General features: G+C 54.4%; 14 protein-coding genes. 3 read left to right on the forward strand and 11 right to left on the reverse strand.

Annotated features, from left to right (window positions below; genetic code table 11):
- The 9 genes from SIK97_RS29280 to mdh form a co-directional block, all read right to left on the reverse strand.
- A partial coding sequence (locus SIK97_RS29280) for a sodium ion-translocating decarboxylase subunit beta (protein WP_319610998.1) occupies positions 1-345 on the reverse strand: 345 nt, incomplete at its 3' end.
- A 15-nt stretch (positions 346-360) separates the two neighbouring features.
- Positions 361-2,130: a sodium-extruding oxaloacetate decarboxylase subunit alpha gene (oadA, locus tag SIK97_RS29285; RefSeq protein ID WP_319610999.1), complete on the reverse strand. Its 1,770-nt coding sequence runs from the start codon at positions 2,128-2,130 to the stop codon at positions 361-363.
- 15 nt (positions 2,131-2,145) lie between these two features.
- On the reverse strand, positions 2,146-2,397 hold the full coding sequence (locus tag SIK97_RS29290) for an oxaloacetate decarboxylase subunit gamma (protein ID WP_071889546.1): 252 nt from the start codon (positions 2,395-2,397) through the stop codon (positions 2,146-2,148).
- Between the two features lie 346 nt (positions 2,398-2,743).
- The gene (gene ttdB / locus SIK97_RS29295) at positions 2,744-3,361 is read right to left on the reverse strand and encodes a L(+)-tartrate dehydratase subunit beta (RefSeq protein ID WP_014227006.1); all 618 of its coding nucleotides are present in this window, start codon (positions 3,359-3,361) and stop codon (positions 2,744-2,746) included.
- Positions 3,361-4,260 (reverse strand): L(+)-tartrate dehydratase subunit alpha, encoded by a 900-nt coding sequence (gene ttdA, locus SIK97_RS29300; protein ID WP_014227007.1) that lies wholly within the window; start codon positions 4,258-4,260, stop codon positions 3,361-3,363. The genes ttdB and ttdA overlap by 1 nt, the downstream gene beginning before the upstream one ends.
- A gap of 32 nt (positions 4,261-4,292) precedes the next feature.
- Positions 4,293-5,561: an SLC13 family permease gene (locus SIK97_RS29305; protein WP_049103528.1), complete on the reverse strand. Its 1,269-nt coding sequence runs from the start codon at positions 5,559-5,561 to the stop codon at positions 4,293-4,295.
- A 210-nt stretch (positions 5,562-5,771) separates the two neighbouring features.
- Positions 5,772-6,437, reverse strand: coding sequence for a GntR family transcriptional regulator (locus SIK97_RS29310; RefSeq protein WP_014227009.1), 666 nt, complete (start codon positions 6,435-6,437; stop codon positions 5,772-5,774).
- Entirely contained in the window at positions 6,409-7,053 is a 645-nt protein-coding gene (locus tag SIK97_RS29315) for a GntR family transcriptional regulator (protein WP_057173591.1), read from the reverse strand. The genes SIK97_RS29310 and SIK97_RS29315 overlap by 29 nt, the downstream gene beginning before the upstream one ends.
- A 131-nt stretch (positions 7,054-7,184) precedes the next feature.
- The gene (gene mdh, locus SIK97_RS29320) at positions 7,185-8,123 is read right to left on the reverse strand and encodes a malate dehydrogenase (protein WP_057173588.1); all 939 of its coding nucleotides are present in this window, start codon (positions 8,121-8,123) and stop codon (positions 7,185-7,187) included.
- A gap of 413 nt (positions 8,124-8,536) precedes the next feature.
- Between mdh and argR the strand changes: the two genes are divergently transcribed.
- From argR to yhcN-B, 3 genes are all read left to right on the forward strand, one after another.
- Positions 8,537-9,007: a transcriptional regulator ArgR gene (gene argR, locus SIK97_RS29325; RefSeq protein ID WP_004106225.1), complete on the forward strand. Its 471-nt coding sequence runs from the start codon at positions 8,537-8,539 to the stop codon at positions 9,005-9,007.
- A 354-nt stretch (positions 9,008-9,361) separates the two neighbouring features.
- Complete coding sequence (gene yhcN, locus SIK97_RS29330) at positions 9,362-9,625, forward strand: peroxide/acid stress response protein YhcN (protein WP_004106226.1); 264 nt, start codon at positions 9,362-9,364, stop codon at positions 9,623-9,625.
- A 102-nt stretch (positions 9,626-9,727) separates the two neighbouring features.
- Positions 9,728-9,994, forward strand: coding sequence for a DUF1471 family stress response protein YhcN-B (gene yhcN-B / locus SIK97_RS29335; protein ID WP_004106229.1), 267 nt, complete (start codon positions 9,728-9,730; stop codon positions 9,992-9,994).
- A gap of 50 nt (positions 9,995-10,044) precedes the next feature.
- Here the strand turns inward: yhcN-B and SIK97_RS29340 are convergent, their stop codons facing one another.
- A complete protein-coding gene (locus tag SIK97_RS29340) occupies positions 10,045-10,320 on the reverse strand; it encodes a barstar family protein (RefSeq protein ID WP_004854654.1) in 276 nt (91 codons plus the stop codon).
- 139 nt (positions 10,321-10,459) lie between these two features.
- On the reverse strand, positions 10,460-12,427 hold the full coding sequence (gene aaeB / locus SIK97_RS29345; protein ID WP_057173584.1) for a p-hydroxybenzoic acid efflux pump subunit AaeB: 1,968 nt from the start codon (positions 12,425-12,427) through the stop codon (positions 10,460-10,462).
- Between the last annotated feature and the right edge of the window lies 1 nt (position 12,428).

Raw genomic sequence — 12,428 nt, forward strand, 5'->3', positions numbered from 1 at the left:
ATCCACGGCGAGGTCCTCCATCTGCCCCTGCACCGACGGCAGGGCCAGGGCCAGCACCTCCCTGATGGCGTGGACATCCGGCGTACAGTGGAGCTTCGCGGCAATCACCGCCAGCTGCCCGGCGTCGTGGTGCGCCAGCAGGCTCTCCAGGGCGGTCAGCGCCAGCCCGGCCTCCGGGATATTCGACAGCAGGCCGCCGAAGCCAATCGGCAGCAGCAGCAGCGGCTCGAACTTCCTCGCGATGGCCAGCCACAGCAGCAGCAGGCTCACCAGCAGCATGACGGCCTGGCCGGCGCCGAGGTGCATCAGCCCCATGCCCTGAATCAGGGCGTTCAGACTTTCCATTTCGCGTCCTCTTCCTTACGCCAGGCTCAGCAGGGTGTCGCCCACCGCCACCGCGTCCCCGGATTTCACCGCGATACCGCGCACGGTCCCGGCCTGCGCGGCGCGGATTTCGGTTTCCATCTTCATGGCTTCCAGAATCAGCAGCACGTCGCCCTCGGCCACCGTCTGGCCTTCCGTGGCAATGACCTTCCAGATAGTGCCCGCCAGCGGCGCGGTCACCGGGGTGCCGGCACCTGCCGGGGCGGCTGCGGGGGCCGTGGCCTGAACGGGGGCCGCTGCCGTCAGCGGGCTGATATCGCCGCCGTCGCTGACCTTCACCACAAAGGCCCTGCCTTCCACTTCCACGGTGTAGACGCCGGAGGCGGCCGGTTTCTCTGCTTTCACAGCAGGTTTGACCTCTTCAGCCTGCGGCAGCGGCTCGAACGCCGCCGGGTTGTGGCGGTTCTCAAGGAACTTCAGGCCGACCTGCGGGAACAGGGCCACGGTGAGCACGTCGTCGATGGCGTTGTCGGCAAGCTGAATATTCTTCTCCTGCGCCTGGCGCTTCACGTCGGCTTCCAGCTGCGCCAGCTCCGGCTTCAGCAGGTCCGCCGGACGGCAGGTGATGGCTTCTGCTCCGTCCAGCACCCTGGCCTGCAGGGCCGCGTTCACCGGCACCGGGGTGTGGCCGTACTCGCCCTTCAGTATCCCGGCGGTCTCCTTCGCGATGGTTCTGTAGCGTTCGCCGGTCAGCACGTTAAGCACCGCCTGGGTGCCGACAATCTGCGAAGTCGGAGTGACCAGCGGGATAAAGCCGAGGTCTTCGCGCACGCGGGGGATTTCCGCCAGCACCTCATCCAGACGGTGGGCGGCGTTCTGCTGCTTCAGCTGGCCCTCAAGGTTGGTGAGCATCCCGCCCGGCACCTGGGCCACGAGGATACGGCTGTCGGTGCCCTTCAGCTGGCCTTCGAAGGCGTGGTATTTCCTGCGCACCTCGCGGAAGTACGCCGCGATGCTCTCAAGCTTCAGGATATCCAGGCCGGTGTCATGTTTTGTGCCTGCCAGCGTCGCCACCAGCGCCTCGGTGGCCGGGTGGCCGTAGGTGGCGCTCATGGAAGAGATGGCGGTATCGACGCCGTCAACGCCGGCCTCGATGGCCTTCAGCAGGGCCATCTCCGCCATCCCGGTGGTGGCATGAGCATGCAGGTGCAGCCTGACGTCATAGCGTTTTTTGATTTCGCTCACCAGCTCGAAGGCCGCCATCGGGGTGAGAATGCCGGACATGTCCTTAATCGCGATGGAATCGACGCCGGTCTCCAGCAGCTGTTCGGTCAGGTCGAGCCAGGTCTGCAGGGTATGGGCCGGACTGGTGGTGTAGGAGAGCGTGCCCTGGGCGTGGGCGCCGTGGCTGCGCACCGCCTGCAGGGCGGCCTGCATATTGCGCGGGTCGTTCATGGCGTCGAAGACGCGGAACACGTCCATGCCGTTTTTGACGGCGCGCTCGACGAAGCGCTGCACCACGTCATCGGCGTAGTGGCGGTAGCCGAGCAGGTTCTGGCCGCGGAGCAGCATCTGCAGCGGGGTCTTCGGCATGGCCTTTTTGAGCTCGCGCAGGCGGACCCAGGGGTCCTCGCCGAGGAAGCGGATGCAGGCGTCAAAGGTGGCGCCGCCCCAGCATTCAAGGGACCAGTAGCCCGCGTCATCGAGGGCGGCCGCAACGGGGAGCATATCGTCGAGGCGCAGGCGGGTGGCGAAAAGGGACTGGTGGGCGTCGCGCAGGACGACATCGGTAATGGCAACGGTCATGGATTCCTCCGTGAATTAAGGGTTAAGTCGGCGATGGTGGTGAATAGCGGCGGCAATCACCGGCGCCAGGCGGGCGAAGTCGTCGGCGGGCGCTACGGCGGCGGGTGCGGCCTTCGGCGCGGGAGCCGGTTCGGGGAAGAAGCGGTTGACGGCGGCGGACATGCCGCGGATGGCGAAAATCAGCAGAAACAGAAACGCCAGCACGAACCCCATGCCGAGAAACATCAGGGTGAAGCCTTCACCTAATAGCAGTGCTGCATCAGTCATAAAATAGCCTTCGGGCAGGAGGCACGATAATGATGTTATTTATCCCCGTCATCTTTCAAATTGCTTCTTTGTTGGCCAGCTTCGTTCCCCCCAGTCACTTACTTGCGTAAGCTCCCGGGGATGTAATGAGGGACATCCATGTCCCTCACCAGAGGCAGCCTTTGGCTGTTCAAATTCGTTCCAGACGAATTTGTCTCTCCCTTGCCGCCTCAAAGCAACTCGAAATCTTTTGGGTATATAACGAAAATAATAAGGGTGGATTTCCCTGGACCGCCCGGTCAGAGCCCCTGTTTATTATCGTCATAAACATCACGCCATCATTATCGTGCGAATGATATCATCCAGATTATTTGATAAAGCTTACGTTCTGGCATATTTCATCAGCGACTATCTCTTTACGCTGATTGAAAATAACTTTGTTCTGTTCAAACAGGTTATTACCATGAGTATCAATAGAAACAATTAACGGGCCAAACTCTTTCACCCGACATACCCACAGCGTTTCCGGCATACCGAGATCGCGCCACTGCGCATCTTCAATTTCTTCCACGCACACCGCGGCCACTACCGCGCAGCCGGCCGGGAATACGCAGTGCAGCGCTTTATGCTCCGCGCAGCCCTCTTCAGTGCCCTTGCCCATACCGCCTTTACCAACAATTAATTTCACGCCGGTCTTTGCAATAAATTCTTTTTCGAATTTTTCCATGCGCATGCTGGTCGTTGGTCCGACGGAGACCATTTCAAACTTATCGTCTTCGCCTTTAATCGGACGGACAATAGGCCCGGCGTGTAAAATAGCGCCGCCGCTAACATCAACGGGTAATTCACGGCCACCTTCAATTAAGCGACGGTGCGCCACATCACGACAGGTAACAATATGGCCATTGAGATAAATAATATCGCCAGCCTTAATATCGGCTAAATCTTCATCTTTAATTGGCGTAGTAAGGATTTTTTTCGTCATCAGAAATTCACTCCGCTGTGAGACATAATGGTGTAGTTCAAGTCTTTATCAAAAACGATATGCCCTTTCCGGTGTGACCAGCAGCCCACGTTCACCGCCACCCCAATGGTAGAAGGATGACGCGCGGTGTTTTCAATATTCACGCCCATAACGGAGGTATTACCGGACATCCCCTGCGGCCCAAGGCCAATTTTGTTAATACCGTCTTCCAGCATTTTTTCCAGCGAGGCCGCACGTTCATTTTCATTATGCGAACCGATCGGACGCATCAGCGCTTTTTTCGACAGCAGCGCCGCCGTTTCAACGGAGGTCGCCACGCCCACGCCGACCAGCAGCGGCGGACACGCGTTCAAACCGTAGCTGGTCATCACGTCGAGAACAAAGCGGGTAACGCCTTCATAACCCGCGCCCGGCATCAGCACCATCGCTTTCCCCGGCAGGGAACAGCCGCCGCCAGCCATATAGGTATAAATGCTGCACTGGTCAGAATTGGGGACAATCTCCCAGAACACCGTCGGCGTGCCTTTACCCACGTTTTTGCCGGTATTGTATTCATCAAAAGTCTCAACGCTGTTGTGGCGCAGCGGGGAATCCACGGTCGCTTTAATCACCGCTTCACGCAGCAGCGCTTCCAGCTCGCCGATCAGCGGGAAGTTCGCCCCGCACTCCACCAGAAACTGAATCACGCCGGTATCCTGGCAGGAAGGGCGATCCAGCTCCTTTGCCAGACGCTGGTTCTCAATCATGGTCGTAAAGATGACGTCAGCCAGTTTACTGGTCTCTTTTTTATGCAAATCTTCCAGTTTTGCAGTGACGTCATCAGGTAAGACTTTGCCGGTATACCCCACAAATTTGGCCATCACATTGGTCATATGGGATATCTGTTCACTTTTGCTCATACAGGCTCCTTAGTCAGGACAGCTTCCGTTCATTACGGATGAAAAGGGAAAAGGATTGGCAGCAGAATCAGGCTGACAATGGTGGAAACGATAATCAGAGGGATGCCGGATTTGGCGTAGTCGACAAACTTATAGCCACCTGCCGACAGCACCATCATGTTGGCAGGCATACCGATTGGCGTAGCGTAGGCGCAAGAACTGCCGATAACCGTCGCCATTAGCACCGCACGAGGATCGGCGCTCATGCCCGCGGCAATCGACAGGCTCACCGGTACTAACAGCGCGACGGTCGCGGTGTTGGACATGAAGTTAGTCATAATGATGGACAGCGCAAAGACCACCACCAGCAGCATAAACGGCGAAGAGTTTTGTCCCAGCATGCCAATCACGTGATCCGCCACCAGTTTTCCCGCCCCGGTCATTTCCAGCGCTTTCGCCAGCGCCAGCGTGCCGCCGAAGATAAAAATGGTCTGAGAATCAATGGCTTTATAGGCCTGCTTTTCTGTAAGTACGCCGGTAACCACCAGCACCAGCGCGCCGATACAGCCTGCTACCGCCAGACTCACACCGGTCTGCTTTTCGAAAATCATGCCGAGGATCGTGGCGATCAGAACAACCAAAGAGAGGATCTGCTTCCAGCGCGGAACGTGGCTGTAATCGCGCTGTTCACCGATGCTGCCAACTGCACCGCTGTTCGGGTGATTGGGCAGGAATTTATAGCCGATGGTCAGGAAGTAAATAACGCCGCAAATCAGCATCGGTAAACCGACTTTGGCATATTCAAAAAAGCCAAAACCGCTGCCAATATTCTGCAAAGCTGACTGCGCAATCAGGTTGCCCGGCGCGCCAATCAACGACAGGTTACCGCCGAGCGCGGCGGCAAAAACCAGCGGCATCAGTAACCGGGAACGGGCAAAGCCTGATTTCGCCGCCACGCCGATAACGACCGGGATCAGTACGGCTGCGGTACCGGTATTGGAAAGAAAACCGGACATCACGCCAACCACGACCATAATGGTAAAAATCAGCTGTTTTTCCGTTTTCGCGAAGCGCGTAATCACGCCCCCCACCTTATTCGCCATCCCGGTTTCAAATAGCGCCCCGCCGACGATAAACATGGCGACGAAGAGAATAACGTTGGTGTCGATAAAGCCGGCGAAAGCCTGCTTGAGATTGAGCACGCCGGTAAGCACCAGCGCGACGCAAACCACCATAGATGTGACCGCGAGGGGGATTTTTTCCCACACGAACATGGCGATAGCAAACACCAGCAAACATAGGGTAATGGTAATCGGTTCCATATTTATAGTTATCCCATCAATGATATATGATATTGTATCCAATATTGACGGGAGGGAAATTATTCCCATACAAAGAGTAAGTCAACGCGTTTTTTTCGAAAGCTTCAGGATTGAGATCTTTATCAAAATCTTGCGAAAGCAGTCACTTATCGAAACTTATTTATGAAATGAATAAGTAAGGCGCCTGCAGCGGTCCTACAGGCGATGCGATCAAGCGGAGGGTTCTTCGACGTAGCGCGTTAGCATGTTCTCCATCGAACGGATAATATGCTCGCGCATTCGCTGGCGCGCCAGCGCTTCATTATGCTGCTCCAGGGCCTGTAAAATCCCCTTGTGCTCGCGGATGGAAATGATCGCGTACTCTTCCTCAGTGACCTTATGTCCCATCGAAAGCCCGTTCCACATATTGCTGAGCAGCAGCTTCATTTTGCCATTTCCCGCCGCGTTCCATATCTCCATATGAAACGCCTGGTTCAGGTCTGAATATTCAGCTGAGTTATTTTCCGCCAGTGCTTTTTCCGCAGAGTAATGCACTTCGGCAATGCGCGAAATGTCCGTCCCGGGACGACACGCTTTAGCGACTGCTTCACTCTCCAGCAGCGCGCGAATCTCATAATGCTCGCGGATCGTTTGTTCGTTAATTCCCAGCACGACCGCCCCTTTATTGGGCCGGACTTTAATCAGCCCATCCGCAGCCAGTATCTGAAACGCTTCACGCACGGGCATACTGGACACGCCGACCATGGTGGCGATCCCTTCAAGGGTAATTTCTTGCCCTTCAACTAAATCTCGCGACAGTATAGCTTTACGTAATACTGCCGCGACCTGCTCTTTCGCTGAAAGAAGCTTAATTTTCCCTAATCGAGGCTTCTGCACTTTCCCAATCCTTCATGTGTTGACGCATTATTTCTGCCAGAGAGAGGAAATAACGCTGCGTTTCCTGCGCGATCTCGGCGCGATCGCCCTGACGAATAGCCTCCATCAGAGAGCTGAGTATTTGCGCCGACTCCTGATTATCCTCTTTCAGATACAGAATGACATAACCGATATAACCATCCAAAAACTGCTGATAAATCTTTTCCAGATAGCGATTATCAATATAAGAAATGAGCGTCTCGTGGAACGCCAGCTCTCGCGCTCGCTCACCGGGATGCCCCAGCGCGCGTGCGCTGGCCGCCAGCGATTCGCCCGCCGCTGCGGGTACCAATGAAAAAAGCTCCGTTGCCATCACCGCAATGGTCCGGAAAATATGGCTGACGTGGTCAGGCGCCAGCCTGGCGACCTGCATATGGCGGTTTGGCAAACGCACCAGAAACCCTTCCTGCTCAAGGGCCTGTAGCGCTTCCCGAACCGGCATACGAGAAAGCCCCAGCTGTTCCGCAATACTCTCCTGCGCGAGTTCATCCCCCGGTTTCATGCTACCGGAAAGGATCTCGTAACGGAGCATTTGCGTAATGTGGTCCCTGGTCTGCTTTCTTTCGATTTTTTTCACAACGTCCTCGTTTATTACCGCTCAAGACGCGGGAAGTTTAGCAGATTTACCAGCAGGTTGAGTCATTCAGGGGTGGGAGAAAGCCATAAAAAAGCCGGAACCCAGGCTCCGGCTTTTCTTTTCATGAAACGTTATTTATTCACAAAGTCTTCGCCAAGGGCGATATCTTTCTTCAGCGTATCCAGCATCCCCTCCAGCGCCTGCTGCTCAAACGCGCTCAGCGTGCCGATAGACTGACGCTGCTCTACGCCATTTTTGCCTAACAGCAGCGGCTGTGAGAAGAAACGGGCATATTGACCATCACCTTCAACGTAGGCGCATTCCACTATCCCTTTCTCTCCCTGCATGGCACGAACCAAGGAGAGACCGAATCGCGCGGCGGCCTGTCCCATCGAGAGCGTTGCTGAGCCGCCACCGGCTTTTGCTTCCACAACTTCAGTACCGGCGTTTTGAATGCGCTTAGTCAAATCGGCCACTTCCTGCTCGCTGAAGCTGACGCCCGGAATTTGTGACAATAAAGGAAGGATAGTCACGCCTGAGTGGCCGCCAATCACCGGAACCTCAACATCTGATGAAGATTTGCCTTTCAGTTCGGCAACAAAGGTATTCGAGCGGATAATATCCAGCGTTGTGACGCCAAAGAGCTTGTTCTTATCGTAAACACCGGCTTTTTTCAGCACTTCTGCGGCAATCGCCACGGTGGTGTTCACCGGGTTGGTAATCACCCCGACGCAGGCCTGCGGACAGGTTTTGGCGATTTGCTGTACCAGATTTTTCACAATACCGGCATTAACATTGAATAAATCGGAGCGATCCATGCCGGGCTTACGCGCTACGCCCGCGGATATCAGCACCACATCAGCGCCTTCCAGCGCAGGGGTGGCGTCTTCGCCGGAAAAACCTTTGATTTTTACATCGGTAGGGATATGGCTTAGATCAACCGCCACGCCCGGGGTTACCGGAGCAATGTCGTACAACGAGAGTTCTGAACCTGAAGGCAGTTGGGTCTTAAGTAGTAGGGCAAGCGCCTGGCCAATTCCACCAGCGGCGCCGAGGACTGCAACTTTCATCCTAAACTCCTTATTATGGTTAAAATAGTCTTTCGTTACTCCGTCGCCTGGACCTTAATTCACAAGATGAACAATTACAATAATTATGGCTGAAGAATGCGTGGTCGTGCGCAGCGATGCAGCAGCTTCGCATTTTCCTCCCTGAGACTGACCATCCAGCAAAGCGTAGTACCGGATCGACTGTTGGTTACAATACACCCAGCACATTGAGCAGAACAACATCATTTAATAACATTTCATTTACTTTTGTGGCAATTTGCGCGCCGTGACGAAAGCATGTTCCTTATTAGGGTTTTTTGCTAAAATATGCGCCCTTCATAACATTATTTACGCTTCTCCCCTGCGGATTATTTGCATAAAAATGCATGTTTATGCATAATGATGTTGTTTTTACCACCATAATTGGGTGACTTATGCGTAGTTCGGCAAAACAAGAAGAACTGGTTAAAGCGTTTAAAGCGCTGCTTAAAGAAGAGAAATTCAGCTCTCAAGGTGAAATCGTTCAGGCCCTGCAAGAGGAAGGCTTCGATAATATCAATCAATCGAAAGTCTCACGTATGCTCACCAAGTTTGGCGCCGTACGCACGCGTAACGCCAAAATGGAAATGGTTTACTGCCTGCCCGCCGAGCTTGGCGTCCCGACGACCTCCAGCCCGCTAAAAAACCTGGTGCTGGATATCGATTATAACGATTCGGTCGTGGTTATTCATACCAGCCCAGGCGCAGCGCAGCTGATCGCCCGGCTTCTGGACTCCCTTGGCAAAGCCGAAGGGATTCTCGGCAGCATTGCGGGTGATGACACTATCTTTACCACCCCGGCCAGAGGTTTTACCGTTAAAGAGCTGCATGACGCCATTCTCGTCCTGTTTGAGCAGGAACTCTGATGCCCTTCCCTCTGGTTAGCGCCAGAGGGTATCCCTTCAAAAAATTATCATTTCTTTAACATTTTGTGTGTTTTTCCGCTTCTATACATTCATTTACGTGATGAAACCGGCTTAAGCGCACAAAAGATCAAATTCACCTATCCTTATGATTTTATTAGCCATAATGACCACACGTGGCGAAGAAAAGACATTTCTAATTCTTATACGTTATAAAAAAGACATTTCTTTGTAATTATTTACATGAAAAACAATTAGCAAGGTATTAATATTTTCAGTGATTAGTGTATACTTGATTTTGTGATGAGGGTCACGAAACAAAGACCCCCAACAAAAAGATTCGACGAGGTGAACATCATGAAAATCAAAACCACTGTAGCAGCATTAAGCATCCTTTCCGTTCTGTCTTTCGGCGCCTTCGCCGCTGACTCTATCAACAGCGAACAGGCTCAAGGCCGTCAGGCAATCGGCACCGTTTCCGTCGGCGCGGTAAGTTCTTCCCCGATGGATATGCACGAAATGCTGAACAAAAAAGCACAAGAAGAAGGTGCTTCTTCATACCGCATTATTGAAGCACGTACCGGTGACCACTGGCACGCAACGGCTGAACTTTATAAATAAGATTTAACGATTGTCGGTCATTAACTGAAACAGAATCTCTCCAGCGGCCCCAGGTTCATTAAGCCTCCCGCCGCTGCAAATATTAAGGTTGGAGAAAAAATTATGAAAAGCGCAATTATCATCGCATCCCTGGGTCTGGCTTCCGTTCTCTCTTTCGGCGCAAACGCCGCCGTTAATCAAGTGAACGCCGAACAGGCGCAAAATCTGCAGTCCATGGGCACCGTTTCCGTTTCTCAGGTAGGCAGCGCGCCGATGGATATGCGTCAGGAACTGGCGGCTAAAGCTGAGAAAGAAGGCGCCAGCAGCTACCGTATTATTGAGGCCCGTACCGGCGATAACTGGCACGCTACGGCTGAGCTGTACAAATAAACCCTCGTCGTCTTATCCGACGACTTGCCCCCGCTCCGTCGGGGGCTTTTTTATGACTGCCGCACATTAAAACGCAGCTCCCCTTCCAGCTCCTCTTCCGCCTCATCAAAGAGCAGAATTAACGCGCCGAAACGCCGCCGCTGATTATCGCTTAAATGAATAAACTCAATCTCCAGCGGTAAGGGTAACAGCCCGGCGGTCACGGCTTCCCACAGAGAATCCAGGTTATTCACTTTCTCACGCGCTAAAGCAAAGGTACGAGAAAACTCACGATAAAAATCCTGCTGCTCAGCTATTTCATCAAAATCAAAGGTATAGGTAGTCATTGCCCGCATCCCGTCCACACCTGCAACTTTTCATAGCCCGGTCATCCCGGCGTGTAGTTCCACTCTGACGGCGGAATTCATACTCTGAGCGTTAAGTATAGCGATAAAAAAACCGACGCTTCGGCGTCGGTTCTGGCGGTTAGCTGTTGGTTAACACATGCTGGTACTTATGCAGCATCTCCACCAGCCTTCGTACCGGCTCGGTCACCTGCGGAGAGGCTTCCCAGCGCTCTAATTTTTGCTGGTAGATATCCAGTTCATCAAGCAAGCGGGCAAAATAGTAGCGGCGCTTATCATCACTACTGGCTGAAATGACGCGATCCGCGGTACGTCGCAGCTGCCGGTGAAAGGCCGACAGATCGTCATTTATCGGTACCGGCGCATCGCGCAGACGCTGATGCGCGATAATCAGGGTCAGCGCCAGACGAAAGCGGGCGATATCGCCAGGGAATTTATTCAGCAACAAAAAGAGCTGACGATACAGGGCCGGCAAGTGGTTCTCTTTACGTCGCGCCATATTGGTGGTCAGCGATGATACCGCCGCCGAGACAAACTGGTTGAGCAGCACGCGGCCGGTGCGGGCCTGCGAATTATCACGCACCAGCAGGATCACCATCAGCGCAAGGAAGCATCCGACAATCTGACCCAGGGCACTATCAAGAAACTGGTTGAATTCAAACTTCATCGGATTGTCGAGCACCAGAATATTAATGGTGCTGGCCAGCGCCCCCAGCGAACCGAGCCGCCGCTTTTGTACCTCGATGCCGATAAAAAAGGCCATCACCGCCAGGCTGATACACAGCAGCAGCATACTTTGCTGCGTCGCGGGCATAATCACGAGGAAAAACAGCGCCCCCAGCGGTAACGCCGCCAGCGTGCCGTAGAGGAAATCGATAGCTACCATCCGCGGATTAGGTAAACGCATCGCTAAGGCCGTGACAACCGCAATCATGACCATCGCCCCGCTTCCTGAAGTCCAGCCGGTCCACAGCCAGAACAGCGTACCGAGGATACAGGAGATAGACGTACGCCAAAAGTTGACCATCGCATGGTGCCGCTCGGCGGATTCCGCCTTCACCACCACTTCGCCTTGCAGCACTTCTTCTTCAATACGGCTGATTTTGGTATTGCCGACCACGCCCCGCTTCAAAAGCAGATAGCGCGTCGCAGCGCCTACCCAGCTGTAGATTGTTACCGGCGTATTGTGCTCTCCCTTCCAGGTCAAGAAGCGGCGCATCCGCTTTAGCTGGCGGTGCACGTCCTGCACGGTCTCGACCGGTTCAGCAAACAGCTCGCGGTAATCATCCGTCACCATCTCAGGGCGTGTATTCTGAATCAAATAGGTTTCACAGGCCTGAGTAATTAAGGTCAGAGAGAGGGTATTGATCGCCTTCAGCCGCTGATTCACTTTTGCCCAGCGCGAGGACTCCATGATCAAGTTGCCGCGCATCCCTTCCAGCCCGTTGGTACGACGCACCAGCGCGCTCCAGGCCTTATCGACGTCATCTTTATCACCATGCGCCACGCAAAGCTGCATCAGGCGATAGTGATCGATCAGCAGATTATCCAGTTCAAGGTCGATCTCTTTTTTAATCGAACGCGGAGAAAACAGCAGGTCGGCCACAATGGCGCTGACGATACCGATGACAATCTCACTGCATCGCTCAACGGCGAACTGCGGCGCCAGCATCGGCTCTTCATGAATAGTGATAATAATGATAAGCGCGGTATAGCCCGCCAGGCCCCAGGCATAGGAGTTCTCAACCCGCACCAGCGAGGAGATCCAGGTGCAGAATCCGGCCCACAGGCAGCATACCAGCACCATCAGCAGCGGGGCGCGGATCATCAGGATGATGATCGCCAGCGCGGCGATACAGCCGATAAAGGTGCCGGCGATACGCAGCATCCCGCGATAGCGGATCGCCCCGGAGTAAGGCTCCCCGCCTGCGGCAAACGCCGGGCCGGCAGCAACGATGGCGGCGGTCAGCACCGCCCAGCGCGGCGTTTCCAGCTGAAAATGAAAACCGACGAATAACGCCAGCACCACTGCGCAGGCTAACTTAACGGCGAAGCGGAGATGCCGGAGTTCGATGGTGAAGATCCCCATG

This window comes from Klebsiella sp. JN_Kp126, from assembly GCF_033843325.1.
GTDB lineage: Bacteria > Pseudomonadota > Gammaproteobacteria > Enterobacterales > Enterobacteriaceae > Klebsiella > Klebsiella michiganensis.

What these genes read in the sequence shown, in the direction of transcription:
- aaeB (WP_057173584.1), bottom strand. Translation starts at nt 12,427, where the DNA reads ATGGGGATCTTCACCATCGAACTCCGGCATCTCCGCTTCGCCGTTAAG.
- SIK97_RS29305 (WP_049103528.1), bottom strand. Translation starts at nt 5,561, where the DNA reads ATGGAACCGATTACCATTACCCTATGTTTGCTGGTGTTTGCTATCGCC.
- argR (WP_004106225.1), top strand. Translation starts at nt 8,537, where the DNA reads ATGCGTAGTTCGGCAAAACAAGAAGAACTGGTTAAAGCGTTTAAAGCG.
- mdh (WP_057173588.1), bottom strand. Translation starts at nt 8,123, where the DNA reads ATGAAAGTTGCAGTCCTCGGCGCCGCTGGTGGAATTGGCCAGGCGCTT.
- oadA (WP_319610999.1), bottom strand. Translation starts at nt 2,130, where the DNA reads ATGACCGTTGCCATTACCGATGTCGTCCTGCGCGACGCCCACCAGTCC.
- ttdA (WP_014227007.1), bottom strand. Translation starts at nt 4,260, where the DNA reads ATGAGCAAAAGTGAACAGATATCCCATATGACCAATGTGATGGCCAAA.
- yhcN-B (WP_004106229.1), top strand. Translation starts at nt 9,728, where the DNA reads ATGAAAAGCGCAATTATCATCGCATCCCTGGGTCTGGCTTCCGTTCTC.
- ttdB (WP_014227006.1), bottom strand. Translation starts at nt 3,361, where the DNA reads ATGACGAAAAAAATCCTTACTACGCCAATTAAAGATGAAGATTTAGCC.
- yhcN (WP_004106226.1), top strand. Translation starts at nt 9,362, where the DNA reads ATGAAAATCAAAACCACTGTAGCAGCATTAAGCATCCTTTCCGTTCTG.
- SIK97_RS29290 (WP_071889546.1), bottom strand. Translation starts at nt 2,397, where the DNA reads ATGACTGATGCAGCACTGCTATTAGGTGAAGGCTTCACCCTGATGTTT.
- SIK97_RS29340 (WP_004854654.1), bottom strand. Translation starts at nt 10,320, where the DNA reads ATGACTACCTATACCTTTGATTTTGATGAAATAGCTGAGCAGCAGGAT.